The sequence below is a fragment of the Janthinobacterium sp. RA13 genome, assembly GCF_000745325.1.
Classification (GTDB): domain Bacteria; phylum Pseudomonadota; class Gammaproteobacteria; order Burkholderiales; family Burkholderiaceae_D; genus Janthinobacterium; species Janthinobacterium rivuli.
This window is the reverse complement of record NZ_JQNP01000001.1, coordinates 768,991-793,066: the sequence shown is the minus strand read 5'-3', so window position 1 is coordinate 793,066 and position 24,076 is coordinate 768,991. Positions and strand designations below refer to the sequence as shown.

Sequence of the window (24,076 nt, the reverse complement as noted above, 5' to 3'; positions counted from 1 at the left end):
GCGGCGCCAGGTCTTAAAAAACGCTGCAAGCAGGATGGCTCAAGCGTCGATACAAACAGTCTATCGATGCGCCGCGCCCGGCGGTATTGGCAAGAAGTCGGTTTCCGGCACCAGGAATGCATAGGCGCGTAGTCACCCGGATAGTCACTATTGCCTATGGGCGGCGCGGCGGAGCTGCGGTATACCTGTCGTCATCGTTCAACACAGAGAAAGAGCACCATGCCGATTACCGATTACGCCAGCCTGCTGAGCAGCGCCCGCAACCAGGAGCAGCCGCAACGCCTGCTGTTTACCTTTACCCAGGCGCAGGCCCAGCCTGGCGGCCAGGGCAAGTCCCTCACGCCCGTGATGTGCGCCGACAAGCTGCCCGAGGAACTGGACAGCTTCGAGACATTGAAGGAGGAGTCGAAACAGATGCAGACGCACTGGGACGTGGTCTTCGTGGCGGGACTGGCGGGCCGCGAGGGCCAGCCACCCGCGGCGCAGGAATGCGAAGCGCCCCTGCGCGCCATGGTGACGGCCATCGAGCAAGGCCGCATCGACAGCCTGCTGGCGTTTGACCGCAGCGGGGATTTGTTACGGTTCAGCTGAAGTAACGTAGGTCGGATTAGCGGGGCAACGCCACGCGTAATCCGACACATTGTTGACGGCGCCCTGTTGGATTACGCTACGCTAATCCAACCTACTTGCCCGCATCCGGCCAAGGACGCTCATGCAAATGCCGCGCCCTTTCTATCGGACAGACCAGCGGCAAAAACTGCTGCTGGCGCGCCGAATAGGCCATCAGCGCACCGCTGTCGATATCGAAATACCATCCATGCAATTTCAATAAGCCCTGCTCCACCCGGCGTTTCAGCCATGGGTAGGTGAGCAGGTTGTCCAGCGACTGCAATATGCTGGCCAGCTCGCACGCGTGGTGCTGTTCCGCCGACGAGCGGTGCGCCAGCTCGCGCCGCACCCTTTGCGCCACCGGTTCGGCGATGCGCATCCACTGTCCCACGAAGTCCGTTTCCTGCCCTTCCGCGCGCGGCTGCGGTTCCAGCAACGCGCGGATGCCGCCGCAGCGCGCATGTCCGAGCACGATGACCCTGGCCACTTCGAGCTTGCAGACGGCGAACTCGATGGCCGAACTGACGCCGGGCGGCGCGTCCGGGGTACACGGTGGCACCAGGTTGGCGATATTGCGCACGACGAACATGTCGCCCGGGTCGCTGCCCGTCAGCAGCATGGGGTCGACACGCGAATCGCAGCAGCCGATCAGCAGAGTCGAGGGCCGCTGCCCGTCGCGCAGGCTGTCGTACAGGGTTTGTGGCTCGCTGAAATACTGCTGCTGAAACAGGCTGAAGCCGTTGACGAATTTTTCCAGTTCTTCCATGACTACCTCTTACTGTGTTCAACGCCAGGCAAGCAGGACTCGCCCGGCGTTCTGACGCTAACTAGCAAGGCATAGCCGCATTCTTGCGCGCATAGCACCACCATGTGATCGCGATGCAGCTGACATAAAAGCCGATGAAGCACCACAGGGCCGCGTCGGGGCTGCCCGTCAGCGCAATCGAGGTGCCATAGCTTTTCGGGATGAAGAAGGCGCCATACGCGGCCACGGCCGAGGTGAAGCCCAGGACGGCGGCGCCTTCCTTGTTGGCGTCGACGATGGCTTGCTCCTGCACCGCCTTGCCCTTGCCGGCGGCAGCGCGCTGGTGTTCCGTCAAAAAGATCACGGGGATCATGCGGAAGGTCGACGCATTGCCGACGCCCGTGCCGGCGAACAGCAGCATGAACATCCAGAAGAAGCCATTGAAACTGCCACCCACTCCGCCTTGCGGCATGAAGTACAGCACGCCCAGCACGGCGGCTATCATCAGCAGGAAGGACCACAGGGTGACGCGGGCGCCGCCCAGTTTGTCGGAAATCACGCCGCCGGCCACGCGCGCCAGGGCACCGACCAGGGGGCCGAGGAAGGCGTAATCGAGCGGATTCACGTCGGGGAACTGGATCTTGATCAGCAGCGGAAACGCGGCCGAATAACCGATGAAGGAACCGAAGGTGCCCGTGTACAGCCAGCACATGAGCCAGTTGTGCTTGCGCTTGAAGATCACGGCCTGTTCGGAAAACGAGGCCTTGGCCGACGCCAGATCATTCATGCCGAACCAGGCCAGCAAGGTACTCAAGGCGATGAACGGCACCCAGATGAAGCCCGCGTTTTGCAGCCACATGTCCTTGCTCACGCCATTTTTCACCCAGGTGAGCGAATCGCCGCCCCAGGCGCCGAAGACGGCAAACGTGATCACCAGCGGCACGACGAACTGCACCACCGACACGCCCAGGTTGCCCAGGCCCGCATTCATGCCCAGCGCGAAACCCTTGCTTGCCTTTGGATAGAAAAAGCTGATGTTGGCCATCGACGAGGCGAAATTGCCGCCGCCGAAGCCGCACAGCAGCGCCAGGATCAGCATGGTCGGGTAGCCCGTATTCACGTCCTGCACGGCCAGGCCGATGCCGATGGCGGGAATCAGCAGCGAGCCCGTGGAAATGGCCGTCCAGCGCCGCCCGCCGAAGATCGGCACCATGAACGAATAAAAGATGCGCAAGGTGGCGCCGGACAGGCCCGGCAAGGCCGTCAGCCAGAACAGCTGGTTGTTACTGTAAGTAAAACCGATGTTGGGCAGGTTGACCACCACCACGCTCCACACCATCCACACGGCGAATGCCAGCAGCAGCGCGGGAATCGATATCCACAGATTGCGCGCGGCCGTGGCCTTGCCCGTGTTTTGCCAGAAGCTCGGGGTTTCCGGCTCCCAGGTATTGATCATGTAGCGGCTCATGCTTTAACTCCTGCAGGTTGAGGGATACTCGCCGCGCGCAGCGGCTTGAACGAGAAATACATCCAGACGAGGGAAACGCAGACGGTGCCGTACAAGAGCATGAAGGAGCTCGAACGCACGCCCGTGAAGTCCACCAGGGCGCCGAACATCACGGGCAGGATGAAGCCTCCCAGGCCGCCGGCCAGGCCGACCACGCCCGAGACGGCGCCGATGTTGTCGGAAAAGTCATCGCCGATGAACTTGAAGACGGACGCCTTGCCGACGGCCATGGCGATGCCGACGATGAACAGCAGCACGGTGAACCACAGCGGAGACAGGCCGATGTGGATGGCCAGCGGCCCCGTGACGGTCTCGATCACCATCTGCGTTTGCGGATACGACAGCAGGAAGAAGCACACCCAGCACACCCACATCACGGCCCAGGTGACTTTCGCCGCGCCGTATTTGTCGGAGATCCAGCCGCCAAACGCGCGCAGCACGCCGCCCGGCAGCGAGAAGCAGGCGGCCAGCAGCGCCGCGTGCTTCAAATCAAAACCGTATTCGGCCACGTAGTATTTCGTCATCCACAGCGCCAGCGCCACGTAGCCGCCGAACACCACCGAGTAGTACTGGCAATAGCGCCACACGCGCGGGTCCTTCAGCACCTTCATTTGCGCCGTAAAACTTTCGCCCGATGGCGCCAGGTGCGATTTGTCCGTGTACGAAAACAGCCAGAAGATGATGGCCGTGGCCAGCATGGCCACCGCATACACCTTGGGCAGCATCTGCCAGCCGAAGGCGGCGACGATGCCGGGCGCGACGAACTTGGTCAGCGCGGAACCGGAGTTACCAGCGCCGAAGATGCCCATCGCCAGACCGCGGCGCTCCTTTTCATACCAGCGCGCCACGTACGGCGTGCCGACGGAAAACGAGCCGCCCGCCAGGCCCACGAACATGCCCAGCACGAGGAAATGCCAGTAGGCGGTGGCGTAGGAGATCAGGTAGATCGGCACGACGCTGGCCAGCATCAGCCAGAAGAAGACGCGGCGTCCGCCGTATTTGTCCGTCCAGATGCCCAGCGGCACGCGCACGAGGGAGCCCGTCAGCACGGGCATGGCGGCCAGCAGGCCGAATTGTGTTTCAGTCAAGCCCAGGCTGGTCTTGATGGGGATGCCGAGCACGGCAAACATCATCCAGACTGCAAAGCAGATGGTGAAGGCGAAGGTGCTGCTGATCAGCACGGACGCCTGCTTGCGCCGCATGCCGGGTTCGACTGCCTTGTTACTACTGTTGTTCTTAGTGCCATCTAGGGTAGCCACGATGTTTCTCCATGAATGCACTGGCCGTCTGGCCAGCCGTCCCGACCAGCTTACGTGGCAGAGTCGAAAGGCACTATCGGTCACAGGGTGATTCTGGAAAGGCAATCTGGATAGCCGTATCGGCAAAAGTGACTAGATGAAGAGGTATGGACCTAGGCTGGATGGCGGGTGTTTTACAAACGCAGGTATTTTTGGCACACTCGGCGCCTGGAGAAAAGGAGCGGCATGCAGAACAATCACGCAACAGACACCATCATCACGCGCGCGGCGCTGCCGGGCGATGTGGCAGCCATGCTGGCCTGCGACGCCTACGCGCAGGCGCACGCCAGCCGGGGCGACGCCGTGCGCGCCGCCGTCGGCAAAGGTCAATGCCAGGTGGCCATCCGCGCTGGCCAGGTGGCCGGCTATGTCCTCACGCATGACGACTTCTTCGGCTACGGTTTTGTCTCGCTGGTGGTGGTCGCTGCCGGCCAGCAGCGGCGCGGCGTGGGTTTGCGCCTGCTGGCAGCCGCCGCAGACGCGTGCCGGACAGGGAAAATTTTCACGTCGACGAACCAGTCCAACCTGGCCGCGCAACAGCTGTTCGCCAGCGCGGGCTTCGTGCGCAGCGGCCGGATCGAGCATCTCGACGAGGGAGACCCGGAACTCGTGTATGTCAAATTCCTGCCTTAGGCCAGTCTCCTCCCGACGGTGTATGGCGCGGCGCGCCAAAGGCGGCTATGCTGGCGCCACCATCAATCAACGCCCACCACATCACGCATGGACTATCTGAGCCTCAAGCATTTCCACATGGGCTGCGCCGCCGCCAGCGGCTTTCTTTTCCTCTTGCGCGGCGCCTGGATGCTGCGCGCCTCGCCCGCCTTGCAGCAGCGCTGGGTAAAAATCCTGCCGCACCTGGTCGACACGGCCCTGCTGGCCAGCGCCATCACCCTGGCCGTGTGGAGCGGCCAGTCGCCGGGCAGCCAGCCCTGGCTGGCCGCCAAGCTGTGCGCGCTGGTGGCCTACATCGTGCTGGGCACCATCGCCCTGAAACGGGGCAAGACGCCAGCCGTGCGCGGCGCCGCCTTCGCGCTCGCCGTGCTGGTCTTCGCCTACATCATCGCCGTAGCCGTGACCAAACAGGCCTGGCCGCTCTGATGCAGCAAAAAATGTAACGCAGGGTCGCGCCTGCAGTACAGAGTGACGCGTGCGCGGCGCGACCTGCACGTGCTTATTTGGCGCGGTTTCTTTCCTGAATTTCCTTGCCAAGGGCGTCCTGTAGCCACCATTCACGCACCTCGAGCGCCTTGTTCTCGATGCTGGCATTGGCCAGCAAGGGATTTTTCTTCAGGTATGCGATATCTTCCTCGAAATTGTCGTGTATCGAAGCCACTTGCAGGGAACGGTTGGCATCCAGACGTCCCAGGTAGGTGACCTTGCCAGCAACGACGTCAAACTCGATCGGCTTCGGCGACGATTCGGAGTACCTGGACCTGAATCCATAGTCAAGCAGCCAGATGATGACGCTGTAGCGTCCCGGCGTCAGCTGCAGCGCAAAGGTGCTGCCCTTGCCCGTAGGCACTTTTGGCAAGACATTCTGCAAGGCGACCTGGCCGGCGGGAGCATGGCTGGATAACCACAGACTTTTTCCCTCGAGGGCGGCAGGGTCGCTGCTGACGATGCCGAACCTGGCGCCATGCGCCTCGAAGACGGAGCTCTCGAACACGGTGCCGACGACAACGCCCTTGGCAAGGTCGGGTGTCCTGTAGGTAAACGCAGGCGCGCTATTGCGGCCGGTGACGCAGGCCGACAACAGCGCCGGCAGCAAGACGGCGCACGCCAGCGCGCGCAGCATGGTGGTTCGGACAAACATGGATGATCCTGAATAAAATGAAGAAATGGGTCACAAGTGATGGGCAAAGGGCAAAGGACGGCAAGCGCGCCTGTGCCTGCATGAGTCCAGATAAATATTGCTAATTGGAAATATTTTCAGTGTATCCGCCTGGCCCGAAAATGTCTAGTTGACAAGTAGTCAAAGGACGCCATACGACTTCTGCGGAACGCGGCAAGCTGCACGGTAATGATAGTATTGGCAACTTCATCGACAAGGCAGCCACCGTGGCCGTGCCGCTCCCCTGAAAGGCAACCATGCTTTTATCCGAACTATTGACCAAGCTGACCTGCGGCGACCTGGAAGGCGAGGAACTCGACGACGCCGTCGCCGCCATCACCGAAGCTCCCTCCGCGCCGCGCGACGAGTGGATCGACAGCGATGCGCAAGCCTATGCGGTGGAAATGCTCTCGCAGCTGGCCGGCCATATGGCGTCGAGCGACAAGCTCGATGAACTGCACGAACAGATCCAGGACATGTTCGACGAATTCCCCGACTTCCCGTACGCGCTGCTCAAGGACAGCGGCGGTAGCGCGCTGCCCTATTTCGAGTGGCTGGACACGGAACTGGCGCAGCGCGCCGTGGACGAAGGCGGCTATGAGCTGATCCAGATCGACGGCAATGGCACCGATGAAATGGATGCGCTGGTCGTGTACCGGCGCGATACAAACGACATCATCCAGGCGGCGGCATTGATGGGCGTGACGATAGGACGGCCGCTCACCTACTATCGCGGCATCGAGGCGATGGTGGGCAAGCGGCCGTTCTGAGAAACCACGCCTATTGCATCGGCAAGGCCGCCACATCGACAGCCGGCGCCTGGCCCGTGGCCGGGCGCGTGAAGTTCTGGCCGGTTTTCACGTACTCGGCAAAAAAGCCGCCGTTGCGCAGATAGAACCTGCCGTTTTCCAGCCCGCCCGCATAATCCATGCGCTGCGCATTCGTGGCCGTGGCGTCGCCGGTGAACCTTCCCGCCGTCACTTCGGACCAGGTGCCCGATGCATTCCTGGCCCACTGGTTGCCGAACTGGACGCGGCGCTGCGTGTAGCCCAGGGTGTCGATGAAGTTCTCGAGGAAGGAATGCACGCGCGTCAGATACGTGGAAATCGCCGGCCGCTTCCAGGTGGCGATGTAGCGCCACTGGCCCGTTTCGGGCGCGAAGAACCAGGCCGAATAATCGCTGCCACCCTTGCCGTCGGGCCGCGCGCGCGTGATGAAGCGGTACGTGGTGCCGGCCGCCCAGTTGTACGACAGATAGGTCTGCCCGCCCGTGCCCTCGCCGCCGAAGGCATTGTCGATGACGCCCTCGCCCTTGCTGACCAGGGTGGTCTTGGCGCCATTGTCGGCGTCCCACACGGAGAACAAGATCCAGCGCTCGCTCGGTGATTTCACCTGGATGCCCATGTAGCCCTGGCCAAAGCCGTTGGCCATGAAGTAGGAACCGATGGCGTCCTGCCCTTTGGGGATCGTCATCTCGTTATAAAAATACTCGGTATTGGCCGGCACCGTGTAGCCCATGTGCACGGACGGCCCGCGCCGCGACCAGTAGTAATTGGCGGGATCGCTGGCGTACGTTAGCGCAGCGTTCGACGTCACCTTCAGCGCCGCGACGTCGCCGAACGTGGCCTTGGCGCGCGAGATTCCCTGCAAGTCCACCCTCACATAACCGGCCGCCGGCACGTTCACCGTGCCCACGGCATAGGTCTTGCGGGCTTTGCCGGCCAGCTTGACGTCGAACGGCGCGCCATTGATTTTTACGCGGATGGTGCTGTTGCCGCCATCGGCCAGACTGGCGTCGAGCGCCACCTGGACGGGACCTGCTTCGGCCACGCGGAAATACGTGCTGGCGACGGCAGCCGGATTGCTCCAGCCGGCCAGGCCATGCTCGCCGATGACGGCGCCATCCTGCCCGCTGGTGATGAAGGCATTGCCTGCCAATTCCACGCTGGCGGGCGTCGCGTACGCCACGGGCGCGGCCACGCTGGCGGCCACGCAAGCGGCAAGTAAGGGCATGGCGGAAAGGACTGCGCAGAGCAATGAATTTGTGTGTTTCATCAACGTCTCCTGAATGGAAAAAACCCGCTACGGCGGCAGGCGCGGTAGCGGGTCGTCAAGGCTTAGTACTTGCCGTCGAGGGCGAAGATCGGCTTGCGCGATTTCCACTGCCCACCCGTGAAGTCCGGGAAGTCCAGGGTCTGGAAGTTGGCGGCGATCGATTGCTCGGACAGCGGCGTGATGGCGCTCCACGTCACGGCGTCGTAGATATCGATCGGCATCGGGGCGTTGGCCTTCAGCGCTTCGACAAAGGCGTGGATGACGAAGAAGTCCATGCCGCCGTGGCCCGCGCCTTCCGCTTGCGCCGCGTATTTGCGCCAGACCGGGTGCTCATACTTGTCCTGGTAGGCCTTGAAGTCGTCCCACTGGTGCGGCTTGCTGACGCCCTCGATGTGAATCGAATTGTTCAAATCCATCCACAGGCCGTCCGTGCCTTGCACGCGGAAGCCCAGCGAATATGGACGCGGCAGGCTCGTATCGTGCTGCAGGATGATGGTTTCGCCGTTCTCGCACGCCAGCGTGGTGGTCACCACGTCGCCCAGCTTGAATTTCACCTTGGCGTTCGCGTGCTGCGCGCCGCCCGGCTGCTTGACGATGTAGTCGTGCAAACCGCGTGCCTTGCTGGCGAAGGCGTTGATGCGCGTAAAACGGTTGCCGCGGTTGATGTTGGTGTACATGGCGCACGGGCCGATGCCGTGGCTTGGATACAGCTCGCCATTGCGCTCGACCGAGTGCTGCGTGCGCCAATGGGCTTCCGACCAGCCCTTCTCGCCGAATTCCACGCCGCCGCCATACGGTTTGGCCGGATTTCCGCTGTTGAATTTGACGGCGCGCAAATCATGCTGGTAGCCGCCCTGCAGGTGCAGCAGTTCGCCGAACAGGCCCGCGCGCACCATCTGCAGCGCGGCCATGACGTCGCGGCGGTAGCACACGTTTTCCAGCAACATGTAGGGCGTGCCCGTTTTCAGCTGGGTATTGAGGACATCCCAGTGGTCTTGCAGGGTGATGCCGGCCACCACTTCGCAACCGACGGGTATCTTTGCCTGCATGGCGGCGATCGCCATCGGCGCGTGGAATTCCCACGGCGTGGCGATGATCACGCCATCGAGGCCGCCCGCGTCCAGCATGCGCTTGTAGGCTTTCTGGTCGCGGTCTTCGCCATACGTGCGCGGACGCGGCTTGCCGGCCTTGGCCACCTGGCCCAGCGCGTGTTTCAGCATGATAGGTTCGATATCGCACAGGGCAACGACTTCCACGTCGTCGCGGCGCACCAGTTCAGCCAGCAGCACCTGGCCGCGCATGCCCGTGCCGATCAGGCCCAGACGAACCTTGTCGCGGCCGGCCGCAGGTGCGGCGCTGGCGTCGCCGGGCAGCAGTGCGCTGCCGGCCATGGCGCCACCGGCCAGCGCGGCGCTGGCGGACAGGAAATTGCGTCGATTGATTTGTGTCGTCATTGGTCTCTTCTCGCTTCCGTTGGTAATGATCGTCGCCGGCCCGCCGCATGGCAGACCGGCTGCAGTTTAATAGGTGTATTCAGCCGTGAAGCGCACGGAACGCGGCGCCGTGCGTCCATCAACCTGCAGGTAATTGCGGGAGATGGCGCCATGGTCTTCGCGCGTTTCGCTGTAGCGGGTCACGGTCTGGCTGTTGAACACATTGAAGACGTCCACTTTCAGGCTCAGGCCCTTGACGGCGCTGGGAGTATAGGCCACATTCATGTCCAGCTGGGCTTGCCACGGCAGGCGGCCCTGGCTGCCGCGAGGCGCCGGCTTGCCATTGCAATAGAAATAGGAATCACCGTAATCGTCCTCGAACCTCAGGTTGTCGGGCAGCGCGCCGATGCAGTTGCGCGGCGCACCCGAGGTCAGCGACAGGTTGGCGCCCACCATCACGTCCGGGATGACCTGCATAAAGCCGTAGGCCTTGAAGGCGTGGCGGTGGTCGCCCGGCAGGTAGCCATACGCGTTGTACATCAGTTCCTTGTGGTCGTCGCTGACCGTCAGGCCCACGTCGCCGCCGCCGATACTGTCCGTCTGGCCTTCCATATTGCCCTTCAAGCCGGACAAGGTGTAAGTCAGCTTGCCGTACCAGCCGTTCGTGTACGGGTGCTCGACGAACAGGTTCAGGGCGCGGTAGGTGCGTGCCGGTTTCGGATTGCCCCACTCTGCCGCCGAAATATCCACGCGGCGCAAGCCCTTGCCATCGTCGAAGTCCACCATCAGGCTGTTGTCGCGGCCCGGGTTGATGATGGCGCACTGGAAGCCGCTCCAGTTGCCCGTGTCGACGCCGTTGCGCGTGGCCCAGGCTTGCAACGGACGCGCGTCGCAGGTATCGTCGTTGGTGTCGTTCAGCTTGCGGTACAGGAAGCTGGCGCCCACCACCAGCTTCTTGCTCAGGGCGCGTTCGAAGCCGAGCGAGAATTCATCCTGCGACAGCGGCTTCAGGCCGACGGCCGTCACTTCGCGCGCATCGCGGCTCTGGCCATACGCGTTGTTGGCCGAATATGGCTTGCTGATGGCGTGCAGGCCCGTCGGCGCGCCCGTCACGGGATCAACGCCCGTATAGGTGTACATCTCGCTGGTGGCCAGGAAGGGGCTGGCCATATTGCTCGACAAATTCGATGGCACCGGCAAGTGGTAGCGGCCGCCGTTGGCGAAGAATTTCAGGGTGCCGTCGCCCAGGTAATCCCAGGTGGCGCCCAGGCGCGGGGCGATCATGTTGCGCTGCGAGATAAAAGCCACGCCATCGGTGCTGTAGTTGGTGAACTGCTCGCGGCGCAGGCCCAGGTCCAGCAACACCCGTTCCGTGACCTGGTAGTGATCCTGGATGTACTGCGCCGATTGCACGCTGGTCGGACGCGCCAGGTTGGCGTTCAATTCCTTGCTGACGTAATAGCCGTCCTTGCCGTAGCCCTGGCCCTGGGCCGGCGTTTCAAAGGCGCCGTTGATCGGCAGATTCGGATCGGTGGCCCGCAGGTAGTTCCAGCGGTAGCCGCCGGCCAGGCTCAGGCCCACTTGCGATTCCACGTCGATGCGGTCGATGCCGCCGCGCAGCGAATGCTTGCCCAGCTTGTATTCCAGGTCCAGGCGCTTGGCCTTCTGGCGGTCTTCCGAGGAAGGGTCAACCAGCGTACCGGTCACTGTTTGCGGATTCACGTAGACCAGGCCTGGCACTTGCGTCGACTGGATGGACCTGGTTTGCGCCAGGCTGGGGTCATAGCCTTCGGGCGTGCGGCGATGGCTGGTCCGCGACTGCCCCATCATGGCCGTCACCGTCAGATTGTCCGTCAGGTAGCCCGTATACTTGAAGATGTCGACGTTCGCGCCCGGCGCGGCCGACGAGCCGCAGCAGTTGAGGGTGGTCTCGCTCCCGCCGCCACGGACGTTGTTGCGTTTCAGGGTGGCATAGTCGAAGCCATAGCTCTGGCTATCCGTTGTCGTGCGGTCATACAGCTTGGTATATTCAAAGTGATGGTCGTCCGTCAGGTTGTAATCGAGCTTGGCCATCATGCGGTCTACCTTGCTCTTGCTCTCGCGCCAGCCGTTCGGCAACACCTTGTCCGAGTCGTCGCGCGCACCGGCGACGGCGCCGCCGTCCGTGCGCGTCTGTTCCAGCGCCACGAAGGCGAACAGCTTGTTCTTGATCAGCGGCCCGCTGCCATACAAGCCGACGACCTTGCTGGTGCTGCCGTTATCGCGGTTCCAGTACTTCAAGGTGCCATCCGTGTCCGGATTGGCGCCCGTGTTCGGGTAATGCCGGTTTTCCGTTGTGCCCTTCAGCGAACGGGGGATGATGGAGACCTTGCCGCCGAATTCGACCTTGTTGCCGCCACTCTTGGTCGTGATGTTGATCACGCCGCCTGTGGAACGGCCAAATTCCGAGCCGTAGCCGCCCGACAGCACCTGCAGGTTCGAGATCGCGCCAAACGGCAGTTCCGACGCGCCCACCTGGGTCAGGAGATTCGTGATGGGGAAACCGTTGACGTAGAACGCGTTTTCCGACTGGCCCGAGCCGCCGATCGATGGCGCATTGCCATACACGCTGTTGGTGCCGCGGGCCACGCCCGGCGTCAGCTGCACGATGGAAGCGACGTCATTGCCGACTGGCAGCGCTTTCAATTCCTTGGCCGTGAAGATCACGCCATTGTTCGTGTTCGATACGTCGATCGGATTGCGCGACGCCTTCACCACGACGGTCTGCTCCTGGCCCACTGTGCCTGCCGCGCTGGCCGGACCGAAGTTCGCTTCCGCACCGGCGCCGATCAGCGCTTCGACTTCCTGCGACGCTTCCACCGAACCGGCACGCAGCACGCGCACCGCATAGCGCCCTGGCGGCATGGAGTTGGCCACATAGCGGCCCGACGTATCGGGCGTCAGGCTGCGCTGCACGCCCGTCGCCAGGTTTTCCAGCACCACGGTGGCGCCGGCCGGCGCGCTTACTTCACCGAAAATGGTGCTGGTGGCGTTCGACTGTGCCCAGGCCTGGCCTGGCACGCCGGCCGCCAGGGCGATCACGATCGCGGCGGCGCGGCTGATGTCGCGCAATTTGAGTCGGGTGGTATGCATGCTGTGTCTCCGTCTATATCGAGGGTTATGCGCGCCCTCCCCGCTCCAGGGCGGAGCCGGGGGATGCAATTTTTATGGTGGTCGTCGGCCGGCGCAGCCAGGCAATTGCGCCTTCCGGGAAATCAGTCCGTATCGGCTGATTTTCGTTTTCTTGGGATTACTTTAAAAAGAAAAATAAGTATCGTCAACAAAAAGAAAGTTACAACGCAAATCTATCGCCAAATTCAGTAAATAAAGGCGTTTTATCTTTCGATTCAATCGGATATGCGTCAGATAACTTTCGTTATCGTGGTATGACGGATACACGCGTAGGTACGGAGATGGCCATGAGCACAGAACCGGCGCAAAAATCTGGGGATATCAACGCGAAAGCAGCCAGGGCAATCGCCTTTCACTTACGTTTATCTTTCGTATTGCACATTTAAGAATATTGTCTTTTCTTTTCGTGGCAATACCCCGGTCCGCCACCATGCCCGCTGGCGGGCCGGGGCATCGTCACGTGTTAAAAGAACTTGTAGCTGGCTGACAGGGCGAACTGGCGGCCGAACAGGTCCTGGCTATGGTTGTAGCCTTCCCAGCCGTTCGGGTCGTAGTAGGGCTGCTTGTTGAACGCGTTTTTCACGTTCAGGCCCACGTCCAGGTTCTTCATCGGCTTCCAGCTGAAGGCCAGGTTGACCGTCGTGTACGACGGCGCGCCCTTGCACTGGCCGGCCGGCAGCGCCACCGAGGCGGCGGTGCAGTTTTCCGGCGTGTTGTCCTTGTCCCAGGGACCGTAGGCCCAGCGCGTCTTGCCCGAGTAGTTGACGAAGACGCTGCTGACGAAGTTACGGTAGCTCCAGTCGGCATTCACGGTGGCGCGGTAGCGTGGCGAATCGTAGTAGCCGACGGTGTTGCCCTTGATGTCGCTGCCGTCCTCGCTGTCATGGGTGTCGCGCTTGCGGATGGTAGCGGCGATGCCGGTACTCAGCTTGCCCCAGTCGCCGAGCGCGAAGCGCGTGCGGGCGTCGATGTCCACGCCGTCCATCAAAGTGCGGCCGCGGTTCGAATACGAGTTGATCAAGCCGCCCAGGTTGCCCACCGAGTAGCCGGGCACGCCGCCCGCGCACACGCCAGCGTTGGCGGGATTGGCGCACATGGCCGCCACCGCCGCCACATTGCCCCGGTCCGTGTCCGTCAGGTCGTTGCGGATGGCGCTCGATGTGCCGGCCAGGGTCGGGCCGTACTTGCCCACCAGTTCCGTAAACAGCTCGTTGAAGTCCTGGCGCACGATTTCGTCGCGGCGGTTGATGAACCAGTAATCGATGGAGATGCTCACATCCTTGGCCGGCTGCAGCACCAGGCCCACGGTCGATATCTTCGCCTTTTCCGGACGCAGGTTCTGGTTCGGCGGCGTCAGGCCGCCCACCGTCGTGGAGCAGTTCGAATTGAGCAGGCTCTTGCCCAGGTCCGCATCCGTCGCTATTTTTGACTTCATCAGCGCGCGCGCCATGGCGTTCGTTTCATCGCAGCGCACCGTGTCGCGGATGCCGCCCACCTGCGCAAAGACGCCGCCCGTGCCCGATTCGGCCAGGTTGGGCGCGCGGAAGCCTTCCGAATACGTCCCGCGCAGCATCAGGTCAGGCCGCGCGCGCCAGATCACGCCCAGCTTGGGCGCCAGGTTGGCCGAGAAATGCGGGTATTTGTCCAGGCGTGCGGCCGCATTGACTTCCAGCGTGTCGCTGAGCGGCACCACCACTTCGCCAAACACGGCGGCGATGGTGCGCCGGCCATCGAACCAGGAACCGCCCTGCTGCGTGATCAGGCCATTGGCCGCATCCGCGTTGCCGGGCGTGAGAAAACTCTCACGCATCACGTTGGTGCCGACGGCGGCGCGCACTTCGCGCTCGCCCAGCTTGAACAGGGTGCCTTCCACTTTCGCATCCCAGGTCATCAGTTTGGTCCAGGATTCGATGGCAAACGTCGGATAGGCCGCACGCACCAGCGCCGCATTCGCCTCACTGATTTCGCCGAACTTGTAGGCGGGATTGTCGGCGATATACGTGCGGCCGCTGACGGGGTCTTTCGTGAACGGCCCGAATGCCTGCTCGAAGCCCTTGATGTTGATGTTCGCCGTCTGGAACAGGGTCGAATGGCTGCCCGCCACGCTGAGCGCCGTTTCAAAATCCCAGCCGCCGCCGATGCTGCCGCGCAGGCCGACGAGCGCGCGGTAGTTTTCATCGACGTTCTTCTGGCCGAAGTGGCCTTGTGCATCCTGCAGCAGGTAGTTCAAGCCGGCCGCGCCGCCCATCCTGGCCACCATGTCGGCATCGAGCTTGCCTTTCAGGTAGACGTTGTTGGGGCTCAGGAAAGGCGTGGCGAAGGTGTTCAGCGTATTGCCCGTATTGCGCGCAAACCAGTTGTTCGTGCTGCCGCTGTTGAAGCTGGACGGGCCATTTTCGCCGCGCATCTTGATGTGGGTGAAAGCGCCTTCCGCGAACGCTTCCATGTCGCCACCCAGTTTCAGCCTGCCGCTCAGGTAAGCCGTGGCCCGCTCCGAGGTGGGTCCCGTATCGAGCTGGTTGGGCAGCGCATTCCACACGCAGCGCGTGCCCGACGCTTCGGTGATGCTGTTGTTGCAGCCATTGACGGCGCGCTGGGTGCGCGCATTATTGTTCGCCTTGTCGAAGACAAAGAAGGTTCCGGGATTCACCGTGCCCGGTTCGCTGCCCACGCCCACGCGCATGTTCGGGATGAAATTGGGATTGTTCGCATAAAAATACGAAGGACGCTTGCGCCAGGTATCGGCCAGCGCAATGCGGTCGCGCTGATAAACGTTCACGGAACCGTAGATGTTGTAGCCGTCGCTGGCCAGGTCGCCCAGGCCATACAGCACGCTGGCCTGGCGTTCGCCATACGATTTCACGCTCGGTGAAAACTCGCCATTGGCGCGCGCTTCCAGGCCCTGGTACGACTTCTTGGTGATCACGTTGATGACGCCGGCGACGGCGTCGGAGCCATATATGGCCGACGCGCCATCCGTCAAAATCTCCATGCGCTCGATGGCGGCGGCGGGAATGGCGTCGATATTGACGAACATGGTCTGGAAGCCGGCCGGCGCGCCATAGAACGACAGGCGGCGGCCATTCAAGAGCACCAGCGTGCCCTGTGCGCCGAGGCCGCGCAAGTTCGCTTGCGAGCCGCCATCGGACCCCGTAAACATCGAGCGGAAATCCTGCTGCGCCGGGCGGGCGGCAGGCAGGTTGTCGAGCACTTGCAGCAAGGTGAGCGCGCCCATGTTTTCGATCTGCTTGGCGTTGATCACCTGCACGGGCGACGCCGTCTCCGCGTTGATGCGCTTCAGGCTGGAACCCGTCACTTCCACACGCTGCAGTTTTTCCTCCTCCGCCGCCAGCGCCGTTGAGGCCAACCCTACCGCCACCATGGCGGCCATCAGTTTTTTCAAGTGCATTCTCAACTCCCTTTTATAAGTGATTTGTTTTCGCAAGGCTGCAAGAGCCCCTCCCCGGTCCGAAGAGGGGCTCTTTGTTAGTGAAATGATGATGTGTCTAGCGCGGCTTGACGGTCGCGCCTTCCGTGCCGGTCAGCACGGCGTTGGCCCAGTTGCCGCACACCTGGGCCGGGTGGGCGCCGCGTGCGCCCAGGGTGCGCAAACTGAGCTGGCTCAGGCCGCGCACGTCGATTTCGGGTTTGACCACCCCGGGAGCCGTGACCAGGCCGCTGTCATACAGCAGCCGCTCACCGCTCCAGACCTGGAATTGCAAGCCGCCCGCGCCGCGGCAGCTATCGTCCACGCCCAGGTCGGCGCGCAGCAGATTCCAGTTGCCCGCCAGCTGCAAGTCGATGCGGCTGGCTGGTCCCACGCCGAGGCCCTTGCGGAACCACAGCCCGTTCATGCGCATGTCGGCCGCCTTGCCGGCTGGCCGGTCTTTCGCGATAGTCTTCGGCAGCGCCAGGTCCGACAGGTAGCGCTGCACTTCCTCGCCTTCGGCCACGCGGTGTTCGAGCACGCGGAATGCGGACAAGGTGACGGGCGCCACGTCAGTCGCCAGCGCCGCGTCGAACGCGCGTGCCACGGGAGCACCTTGCGCCGCCGTCACCATCGGGTCGGTGGACGCGGCACCATCGCCTTCCGGATTTTGCGTGCTCATGACGCGGAAGCGCAGCAAGCGCCCGGCCGTGGCGGGGAAGTTGATCGTCTGCCTGCCTTCCTGCAGCTTGAGGGTGCCGCGCGCAAGTGCCGCGCCCCATTCGCCATTGTTGTCGCCAATGTAGATTTCATAATCGCGCACTTGGCCATGCTTCCAGTGCTGGTCGTTGCGCGGCGCCAGTTCGATGCCGTCCACCAGACGGCGTTCCGTAAAGCCGATCACCCATTCGTGCGGACCGCTTTTCACGGACGGGCTGCGCACGGTGCGGAACCAGGTTTCCGGCTTGCCATCAAAGGTGTTTTCCAGCGGATAGCCGCTTTCCTCCGCAGGACGCGCCACCACCTGCATGGCGTCGGCCGGCAAGGCGCGGCCCGGCACGGGGGCGGCCGGGAAGTCGGCGTCGACTCTCGCCACGGCCAGCGCACCGGCGACCTGCAGAATCAAGGCCTGGCGGATATCCTGCGCCGCCACTTTCACGTGCAGGGTGCCTTGCCGGTCGGCTACGTCGAAATACCAGCCTTCGACCGCCTTGTCGTAAGCGGCGCGGTCGCCCGCTGCCGCGATCAGCCGTTCGCCAGCGCGCACGGTGGCCGGTGCATGACCCGCCAGCATGCGCAGCGCATAGCCGCGGCGCGCTTCCTGGCCCTGGTACTGGCCATCGACGGCGCCGATGTCGACCTGCACATCGCCGCCCGTCTGGCGCATGCGGATGACTTGCTGGCTGAAGGCGCCGCCCTGGTACTGGCGCGTGTTGCCGTCGTCCTCATACAGGGTGTAGTCGGAGTCGCCGTGCGGGTAGATATCGAGGGTCAGCTGGTCCTTCGGCTTCTGGCCGTCGTACAGCATTTCCGGATACATGGGCAGGATGGCGCCGGCGCGCACGAACACGGGCAGTTTATCGAGCGTCACCTGCATGTCCAGGTCGCGTCCTTTCGCGTCCGCCGTGGCCTGGCGGCCATCCCAGTAGTCGTACCACGTGCCCTGCGGCAGGTGGATGCCCTTGCGCCAGCCGCCGCTGACGGCCTGGCTGCGGTAGACGGGCGCCACCAGCATGTCGCGCCCCAGCAGGAATTGATATTTATACGCTTCCGTGTAGGCGGACGGGTCTTGCGGGTAATCCCACATCAGGCCGCGCACCAGCGGCGCACCCGATTGCTCCGCTTCGCGCACGAGGGTATACATATAGGGGGTAAGGCGCATCTTCAGCTTCAGATAGCGGCGGTTGATGTCGCGGTAGGGCTGCTCGAACCACCATGGATGCTTGCGCTCGGCCGCGGCCCAGCCGGACATGCCCATCAGGACTGGCGTAAAGCTTTTCCACTGCAGGTCGCGCAGATAGGTTTCCGGACTGCCGCCAAAGATGGCGTCCACGTCGCCCGACGCATACGCCTGGCCGGACAGTCCCGAGCCGATCAGGGTCGGGATGTGCCAGCGGATGTAGTCCCAGCTGGCGCTCTGGTCGCCCGTCCACGCCACGGCGTAGCGCTGGATGCCGGCCCAGCCCATCACCGTCCACAGGAAGGGGCGGCTGTCGGAGTTGTTCAGAATGCCGTCGTAGGCCGACTTGTTCGCATCCATGGCGAACTGGTATCCCTTGCCCGTCCACGCCACGTCGAGCTTTTGCACGCGGCTGCCCGCCTGGCCCACTTCCCAGGCGATCTTGTCGACGCCGTTTTCCGTCCACAGGCCCGTGCGAAAGCCATAGCCGGCCAGGCCCTTCACCGTTTCCGGCAGATTCGTGTAGCCGCAGCCGTAGCCGTCGTTGGGTAAAATCCAGCCGCCCGGCATGTCGTGTTCGCGGTATTTTCGCGCCACGCTTTCCACCACGTCCGGCGTCTTGCCCGTGGGACCGTCGCTCCAGCCCTTGGGCACGGAACCGGGCTTTTTCACGTTGTCGCCATCGTTGTAGCAATCGGCGTCGCCGTATTCCAGCGCCCAGCGGGGCAGCATGCGCGCGCGGCCCGTCAGGTCCGTATAGCGGGCGACGACGTCGCGCAGGTCCTTGCCGACGAAGAAATACGCATCGAAGCGCCCTTCCGCGTGCTGCAGCGAGATCTGCTGCGCATCGCGCAAGTCGTAGTTCCCGTCGGACCAGGTATTGCGCAGCATGCCCCATCCGCGTGAACTCATGAGGAATGGCGCGGGATTCGGCCGGTCGCCCTCTTCCCAGCCGCCCGAATACGACACGGGCACCTGCTTGCCCTTGAATTCGAAGCGGCCATTTTGCTGGCCGCCGCCAAAGTAACGCTCGCCTGGCAAGCTCGATAGCACCTGCACGCCCTGCTTGTCGTCGAGCGACAGCGGCTGCACCTCGCGCCACAGCGGCAGCGCATCGCCCGTGCGCAGCAGGGTAAAGCGCAACGGTTTGCGGTCGATGCGCAGGCTCAGGGCTTCGGTGCTGATCAGGATATGGTCAGGCTGTTCATGGATCTGGTATGCCACCTGCGCGGCCGGCTGGCCCACGACGATGGGCGCGGCCTTGTCGCCCGGCCCCGTCAAGCCCCCTTTTCCGCCGGCCTGGATGCGCAGCACGTCCACCTGCGGCAGGCTGATACGCAGCTGCATGCCAGTATCGCTGCGCAGATCCCAGCCCAGTGCCTCGCCCTTGGCCACGTCGGCCGCGTGCACGGCACTCACGCTGGCCAAGTTGCCGACAGGCGCGGCCTGCACGCTTTGCGCGGACAAGGTGGCAAGGGCAGCGAAGACACAGGCGGCAAGGACGCGGCGGGGAAGCGGGAGAGGTTTCATCTATCGGCTTTCAGAAGTGATTCGATGAAATACTTTAAGAAGAAAAATAAATATCGTCAATCAAAAGAAAGTTAAAGCGGCAATTTATTAATAAAATGCCCAGAATTGGCCAATTTTTCTTACGTTTCACCAAAATGTCACAAAACATACTTTCGTTATCGTGGCATTTCAGCGACAGGCCGCGCCGCCACGGGCTTTTACGCTGCACCGCAGCACGCTTCACCGCCGTTAAAACGACATTATTTCGCAAGACAGCAAACTATTTACTTTCGTTTTACTTTCGTATTTGACTTTTCGAAATTTAGTATTTATGCTTTCTCCAACAAACACTTTACTGAGCTCTCATGACTACCCTTCTTCAGCGTGACATTCAAACCTGGCGCGACATCGGCGGCCTGCACACGGCCGAGGAAATCGCCCACCAGCCAGCCATCTGGCGCGCGCTGGCCGGCATTTTGCGCAAGGAGCAAGCGGCACTGGCCGCCTTCCTCGGCGACGCGCTGTCGAATCCACAACAACGCGTCATTCTGACGGGCGCCGGCAGCTCGGCCTACGTGGGTGAAATCGTCGTCGATACCCTGAATGCGGCCTGGCCCGCGCAGATCCGCGCCATCGCCACCACAACCTTGCTGACGCACCACGAGCTGTACCTGGAAGCGGACGCGCCCACCCTGCTCGTCTCGTTTGCCCGCAGCGGCGACAGCCCGGAAAGCCTGGCGGCCGTGGAACTGCTGCGCCAGGTCGTGCCCGGCGCACGCTTCCTGAACATCACCTGCAACGCGGACGGCAAGCTGGCGCGCCAGGGCGCGAACGACAGCAATACCTATAACCTGCTGATGCCGGAAGGCAGCTGCGACCGCGGCTTCGCCATGACCAGCAGTTTTAGCAGCATGCTGCTGGCCGCCCTGTCGGTACTGGGCAAGGACGTCGATTTGACGCGCCTTGAGACCTTGGCGCAGCTGGGCGAGCAAGCCTTGCGCGACTGGTCGGCGCCCGTGGCGGACCTCGGTTCGACACCCGTGCAGCGCGTGGTATACCTGGGCAGCGGCCCGCTGGAAGCGCTGGCCAAGGAAGCGGCATTAAAGATCCTGGAATTGACGGGCGGCCGCGTGATGGCGATGGCCAATACACCGCTGGGCTTCCGTCACGGCCCGAAATCGGCCGTCACCACGGAATCGCTGGTGATCCTGCTGCGCAGCAGCAAGCCGCTGGCGCGCCAGTACGAAGACGACTTGCTGAAAGAACTGCAGCGCGACAGCGTGGCGCAGACGTGCCTGACCGTCGGTATCGGCGGTGACTTATCTGCCGATGCGCCGGCCTGGCCCGACGCCTGGCTGGCCCCATTGTGGCTGCTGATGGCGCAGCAATATGCGCTGTACCAGTCCGCGCTGCTGCAACTGCGCCCCGACAATCCATTCGCCGGCGGCATCGTCAACCGTGTCGTGCAGGGCGTCATCATCTATGGCCATGACCAATTCTAATCCCACCGCCGGCTACCACGGCATCGACATCGGCGGCAGCAAGATGGAACTGGTCGCCTTTGCCGACCGCGATGGCGCGCTGACCGAGGTGTTCCGCGAACGGGTGGCCACGCCGGGCGACGATTTTGCCGCTTTCGTGCAAGCCATCGTCGACCTGGTGGCGCGCGGCGACCTGGCACTGGGCACGACGGCGCCCGTCGGCATCGGCTTGCCCGGCGTGATCGACAGCGCCAGCGGCCGACAGCTCAGTTCCAACGTGCCGGCCCTGAATGGCCGCCTGGTGGCGCAAACCCTGCAGCAGGCCTTGCAGCGTCCTGTCGCCATCGGCAACGATTGCCAGTGTTTCGCCCTGTCGGAAGCGCAAGGCGGCGCGGCCGACAATGCCGCCAGCATGTTCGGCGCCATTCTCGGCACGGGCGCTGGCGGCGGCTATTGCGTGGGTGGCCAGCTGCTGCGCGGTTTCAACGGCGTGGCCGGCGAATGGGGCCACTGGAGCCTGCCCGCCACCCTGCTGGCGCAGCATGGCCTGGCCGATTACGCCTGCCCGTGCGGCAAGGCGGGCTGCCTGGAACGCTATGTCTCCGGCCCCGCCATGCGCAAAATCCACGCCCACTTTGGCGGCGACGGCGCGGAGCCTCTGGCGATCGTGGCGCGCGCCAACATGGGCGACGCCGTGGCCCAGCGTACGGTGGCCGTGCACCTCGACGTGCTGGGCCACGCGCTGGCCGGCCTGGTGCTGGTCTACGACCCGCACGTGATCGTGCTCGGCGGCGGCCTGTCCAAGCTGCCGCACCTGTACGACAAGCTGCCGGCCGCCGTCAAGCGCCATTTGTTCCCCGGCGTGCACGTGCCGCCGATACTGCCACCCCGCTTTGGCGATGCCGGCGGCGCGCGCGGCGCGGCCCTTTTGATACGACAACATACGAAGGCGTAACCATGATGAAGCAAGCGGAAAACCCGACTTTTACCCTGTCCCCGATCCAGCAAGTGATCAAGGCGCACCGCCGCGGCGAGCGCGTGGGCTTGTACGCCGTCTGCTGCAGCCACCCGAGCGTGCTGCGCGCCGCCATGCGCGTGGCCAGCGAGTACGACACGGTGCTGCTGGTCGAAGCGACGTCGAACCAGGTCGACCAGTTCGGCGGCTACACGGGCATGACCCCGGCCGTTTTCCGCGACACCATGCTGGCACTGGCCCGCGAACAGGGCTTCCCCGCCAGCCGCCTGGTGCTGGGCGGCGACCATCTGGGCCCGAACGCCTGGCAGCACCTCGATGCGGCCACCGCCATGGACCACGCCGAAACCCTGATCGCCGCGTATGCGGCCGCCGGCTTCCATAAAATCCACCTCGATTGCAGCATGCGCTGTGCCGACGATCCCTTGCAACTCGACGATGAAACCGTGGCCGCCCGTTCGGCGCGCCTGTGCATCGTAGCCGAAGAAGCGGCGGCGGCCGCCGGCTTCGCGCCGCCCGTCTACGTGATCGGCACGGAAGTACCGATTCCCGGCGGCGAAGCGTCGCTGGCGCAGGCCGGCGCCGTCACCAGTCCGCAGGCGGCGCGCCGTACGCTCGACGTGCACCGCCGCGCCTTCCTCGACAAGGAATTGCATGGCGCCTGGCGCCGTGTCATCGCCATGGTGGTGCAGCCGGGTGTCGATTTCGACCAGAGCAGCATCCAGCATTACGACGCGGATGCCGCCACCGAGCTGTCGGCCTTTGTCGCCGAGCAGCCTGGCCTCGTGTTCGAAGCCCATTCCACCGACTACCAGCGCGAAACGGCGCTGCACGCCATGGTGCGCGACCATTTCGCCATCCTGAAAGTGGGCCCGGCCGCCACCTTTGCCCTGCGCGAGGCGCTGTTCGCCCTGTGCCAGATCGAGGAAGAACTGCTGCCGGCGCACGCCACCTCGCAACTGATGCAGGTGCTCGACGACGTGATGGTGGCCAAGCCGAAGAACTGGATCAAGCATTACCTGGGCACGCCGGACGAGCAGCGATTGATGCGCCGCTACGGCTTGAGCGACCGTTGCCGCTATTACTGGGGCGAGCCGGAAGTGGCGGCCGCCGTCGCCAAGCTGCTGGCCAACCTGGACACGGTGGCCATTCCGCTGCCGCTGTTGAGCCAGCATTTGCCGGAGCAGTACCTGGCCGTGGTGCAGGGCAGCCTGCCAGCGCAGGCGCCGGCCTTGATCGAGCACAAGATCGGCAGCTTGCTGGCGCAATATGCGCGTGCCTGCAACCGCAATGCGGCAGTCCCCGTCATTGCCGAAGCGGCAATCTGTTAAGCTCGGTATTTTCATTTTTTACTGAGCCCGCCACCATGCGAAATACCAGCCAACGCCGTGAATCCATCCTCCAAATGCTTGCCCAGCAGGGCTCGGTGCAGGTGACCGATCTGGTGGAAAAGCTCGGCGTGTCCGCGGTCACCATCCGCAGCGACTTGAATGCGCTGGAAGCGCAAGGCATGGCCACGCGCAGCCATGGCGGCGCGACCCTCACGCGCACGCCCCCGCCTGAACACACGATACGCCAGAAGGACGCCATCAACCACGAGCAGAAGGAGCGCATCGGCGCCTATGCGGCGCGGCTGGTGGAACCGGGCGACAACATCATCATCGACTCGGGCACCACCACCATCTCGCTGGCGCGCCATTTGCGCGACGCCACAGGCGTGACGGTGGCGACGAATGGCCTGAACATCGCGTGGGAACTGGCCGACGCGCCCGGCGTGGACCTGATCCTGACGGGCGGCCTGCTGCGCAAGCAGTCGCTGTCGATCCAGGGCAGCCAGGCCGAAACCTGTTTGCAGGCGTACAGCTTCGACAAGCTGTTTCTGGGCGTGGACGGCTTCGACCTGCAGTTTGGCGTCACCACCCACCACGAAGCGGAAGCAAGCCTGAACCACAAGATGGTGGAACGGGCCAAGAAAATCATCGTCCTCACGGACGCCTCGAAGTTCGGCCGCGTCAGCCTGCACCGCATCGTGCAGCTGGACCGGGTCGATACCGTCATCACCGATGCCAGCATCAGCCAGGAGTACCGCGAAGGGCTGCAAAAGCTGGGCATCGAACTTTTTATAGCGGAATAACAC

Annotated in this window: 17 protein-coding genes; 8 read left to right on the top strand and 9 right to left on the bottom strand. The window is 63.3% G+C overall.

Annotated elements, in window-relative coordinates:
* Positions 1-219: 219 nt before the first annotated feature.
* Positions 220-591, top strand: coding sequence for a hypothetical protein (locus FG13_RS03370; RefSeq protein ID WP_034751248.1), 372 nt, complete (start codon positions 220-222; stop codon positions 589-591).
* 91 nt (positions 592-682) lie between these two features.
* On the opposite strand, the gene FG13_RS03365 is transcribed toward FG13_RS03370, so the two are convergent.
* The 3 genes from FG13_RS03365 to FG13_RS03355 all read right to left on the bottom strand — a co-directional run bounded on the left by FG13_RS03365 (position 683) and on the right by FG13_RS03355 (position 4,063).
* A complete protein-coding gene (locus FG13_RS03365) occupies positions 683-1,375 on the bottom strand; it encodes a carbonic anhydrase (protein WP_035818389.1) in 693 nt (230 codons plus the stop codon).
* A gap of 61 nt (positions 1,376-1,436) precedes the next feature.
* Positions 1,437-2,822 (bottom strand): NarK family nitrate/nitrite MFS transporter, encoded by a 1,386-nt coding sequence (locus FG13_RS03360; RefSeq protein WP_035818388.1) that lies wholly within the window; start codon positions 2,820-2,822, stop codon positions 1,437-1,439.
* On the bottom strand, positions 2,819-4,063 hold the full coding sequence (locus FG13_RS03355) for an MFS transporter (protein ID WP_035818386.1): 1,245 nt from the start codon (positions 4,061-4,063) through the stop codon (positions 2,819-2,821). Before FG13_RS03355 ends, FG13_RS03360 begins: the two co-directional genes overlap by 4 nt.
* 282 nt (positions 4,064-4,345) lie before the next feature.
* Here FG13_RS03355 and FG13_RS03350 point away from each other — a divergent pair, with 282 nt between their 5' ends.
* Together FG13_RS03350 and FG13_RS03345 are read left to right on the top strand one after the other, a co-directional pair.
* Positions 4,346-4,792: a GNAT family N-acetyltransferase gene (locus tag FG13_RS03350; RefSeq protein WP_035818383.1), complete on the top strand. Its 447-nt coding sequence runs from the start codon at positions 4,346-4,348 to the stop codon at positions 4,790-4,792.
* An 87-nt stretch (positions 4,793-4,879) separates the two neighbouring features.
* A complete protein-coding gene (locus tag FG13_RS03345) occupies positions 4,880-5,257 on the top strand; it encodes a SirB2 family protein (protein WP_035818381.1) in 378 nt (125 codons plus the stop codon).
* Positions 5,258-5,330: 73 nt separating this feature from the next.
* Here FG13_RS03345 and FG13_RS03340 read toward each other — a convergent pair whose 3' ends face one another.
* A complete protein-coding gene (locus FG13_RS03340) occupies positions 5,331-5,972 on the bottom strand; it encodes a hypothetical protein (protein WP_152598659.1) in 642 nt (213 codons plus the stop codon).
* A 275-nt stretch (positions 5,973-6,247) separates the two neighbouring features.
* Here FG13_RS03340 and FG13_RS03335 point away from each other — a divergent pair, with 275 nt between their 5' ends.
* Positions 6,248-6,760 carry a hypothetical protein gene (locus tag FG13_RS03335; protein WP_152598658.1) on the top strand — a complete coding sequence of 171 codons (513 nt, stop codon included), beginning with the start codon at positions 6,248-6,250 and terminating at the stop codon, positions 6,758-6,760.
* A gap of 10 nt (positions 6,761-6,770) precedes the next feature.
* Here the strand turns inward: FG13_RS03335 and FG13_RS03330 are convergent, their stop codons facing one another.
* From FG13_RS03330 to FG13_RS03310, 5 genes are all read right to left on the bottom strand, one after another.
* Positions 6,771-8,045 carry a DUF3472 domain-containing protein gene (locus tag FG13_RS03330; protein ID WP_035818373.1) on the bottom strand — a complete coding sequence of 425 codons (1,275 nt, stop codon included), beginning with the start codon at positions 8,043-8,045 and terminating at the stop codon, positions 6,771-6,773.
* Between the two features lie 62 nt (positions 8,046-8,107).
* Positions 8,108-9,499, bottom strand: a complete 1,392-nt coding sequence (locus FG13_RS03325) for a Gfo/Idh/MocA family protein (RefSeq protein ID WP_200880248.1) — start codon at positions 9,497-9,499, stop codon at positions 8,108-8,110.
* A 66-nt stretch (positions 9,500-9,565) separates the two neighbouring features.
* The gene (locus FG13_RS03320) at positions 9,566-12,610 is read right to left on the bottom strand and encodes a TonB-dependent receptor (protein ID WP_035818371.1); all 3,045 of its coding nucleotides are present in this window, start codon (positions 12,608-12,610) and stop codon (positions 9,566-9,568) included.
* A 502-nt stretch (positions 12,611-13,112) separates the two neighbouring features.
* Positions 13,113-16,058: a TonB-dependent receptor plug domain-containing protein gene (locus tag FG13_RS03315; protein ID WP_035818368.1), complete on the bottom strand. Its 2,946-nt coding sequence runs from the start codon at positions 16,056-16,058 to the stop codon at positions 13,113-13,115.
* 97 nt (positions 16,059-16,155) lie between these two features.
* Positions 16,156-19,506 (bottom strand): TIM-barrel domain-containing protein, encoded by a 3,351-nt coding sequence (locus tag FG13_RS03310; RefSeq protein ID WP_035818366.1) that lies wholly within the window; start codon positions 19,504-19,506, stop codon positions 16,156-16,158.
* A 344-nt stretch (positions 19,507-19,850) separates the two neighbouring features.
* Here FG13_RS03310 and FG13_RS03305 point away from each other — a divergent pair, with 344 nt between their 5' ends.
* Genes FG13_RS03305 through FG13_RS03290 form a run of 4 tightly spaced genes read left to right on the top strand, consistent with a single transcriptional unit; the run spans position 19,851 to position 24,073 of the window.
* A complete protein-coding gene (locus tag FG13_RS03305) occupies positions 19,851-20,987 on the top strand; it encodes an SIS domain-containing protein (RefSeq protein WP_035818363.1) in 1,137 nt (378 codons plus the stop codon).
* Positions 20,974-21,921 (top strand): ROK family protein, encoded by a 948-nt coding sequence (locus tag FG13_RS03300; protein ID WP_035827041.1) that lies wholly within the window; start codon positions 20,974-20,976, stop codon positions 21,919-21,921. The genes FG13_RS03305 and FG13_RS03300 overlap by 14 nt, the downstream gene beginning before the upstream one ends.
* 5 nt (positions 21,922-21,926) lie before the next feature.
* Positions 21,927-23,270, top strand: a complete 1,344-nt coding sequence (locus FG13_RS03295; protein WP_200880358.1) for a D-tagatose-bisphosphate aldolase, class II, non-catalytic subunit — start codon at positions 21,927-21,929, stop codon at positions 23,268-23,270.
* A gap of 35 nt (positions 23,271-23,305) precedes the next feature.
* Positions 23,306-24,073 carry a DeoR family transcriptional regulator gene (locus tag FG13_RS03290; protein WP_034781637.1) on the top strand — a complete coding sequence of 256 codons (768 nt, stop codon included), beginning with the start codon at positions 23,306-23,308 and terminating at the stop codon, positions 24,071-24,073.
* The last annotated feature ends 3 nt before the right edge of the window (positions 24,074-24,076 follow it).

Coding starts and splice junctions, on each gene's coding strand:
- FG13_RS03360 (WP_035818388.1), bottom strand. CDS start 2,822: ATGAGCCGCTACATGATCAATACCTGGGAGCCGGAAACCCCGAGCTTC.
- FG13_RS03315 (WP_035818368.1), bottom strand. CDS start 16,058: ATGCACTTGAAAAAACTGATGGCCGCCATGGTGGCGGTAGGGTTGGCC.
- FG13_RS03355 (WP_035818386.1), bottom strand. CDS start 4,063: ATGCGGCGCAAGCAGGCGTCCGTGCTGATCAGCAGCACCTTCGCCTTC.
- FG13_RS03330 (WP_035818373.1), bottom strand. CDS start 8,045: ATGAAACACACAAATTCATTGCTCTGCGCAGTCCTTTCCGCCATGCCC.
- FG13_RS03300 (WP_035827041.1), top strand. CDS start 20,974: ATGACCAATTCTAATCCCACCGCCGGCTACCACGGCATCGACATCGGC.
- FG13_RS03335 (WP_152598658.1), top strand. CDS start 6,248: ATGCTTTTATCCGAACTATTGACCAAGCTGACCTGCGGCGACCTGGAA.
- FG13_RS03310 (WP_035818366.1), bottom strand. CDS start 19,506: ATGAAACCTCTCCCGCTTCCCCGCCGCGTCCTTGCCGCCTGTGTCTTC.
- FG13_RS03305 (WP_035818363.1), top strand. CDS start 19,851: ATGACTACCCTTCTTCAGCGTGACATTCAAACCTGGCGCGACATCGGC.
- FG13_RS03295 (WP_200880358.1), top strand. CDS start 21,927: ATGAAGCAAGCGGAAAACCCGACTTTTACCCTGTCCCCGATCCAGCAA.
- FG13_RS03290 (WP_034781637.1), top strand. CDS start 23,306: ATGCGAAATACCAGCCAACGCCGTGAATCCATCCTCCAAATGCTTGCC.
- FG13_RS03365 (WP_035818389.1), bottom strand. CDS start 1,375: ATGGAAGAACTGGAAAAATTCGTCAACGGCTTCAGCCTGTTTCAGCAG.
- FG13_RS03340 (WP_152598659.1), bottom strand. CDS start 5,972: ATGTTTGTCCGAACCACCATGCTGCGCGCGCTGGCGTGCGCCGTCTTG.
- FG13_RS03350 (WP_035818383.1), top strand. CDS start 4,346: ATGCAGAACAATCACGCAACAGACACCATCATCACGCGCGCGGCGCTG.
- FG13_RS03325 (WP_200880248.1), bottom strand. CDS start 9,499: ATGACGACACAAATCAATCGACGCAATTTCCTGTCCGCCAGCGCCGCG.
- FG13_RS03320 (WP_035818371.1), bottom strand. CDS start 12,610: ATGCATACCACCCGACTCAAATTGCGCGACATCAGCCGCGCCGCCGCG.
- FG13_RS03370 (WP_034751248.1), top strand. CDS start 220: ATGCCGATTACCGATTACGCCAGCCTGCTGAGCAGCGCCCGCAACCAG.
- FG13_RS03345 (WP_035818381.1), top strand. CDS start 4,880: ATGGACTATCTGAGCCTCAAGCATTTCCACATGGGCTGCGCCGCCGCC.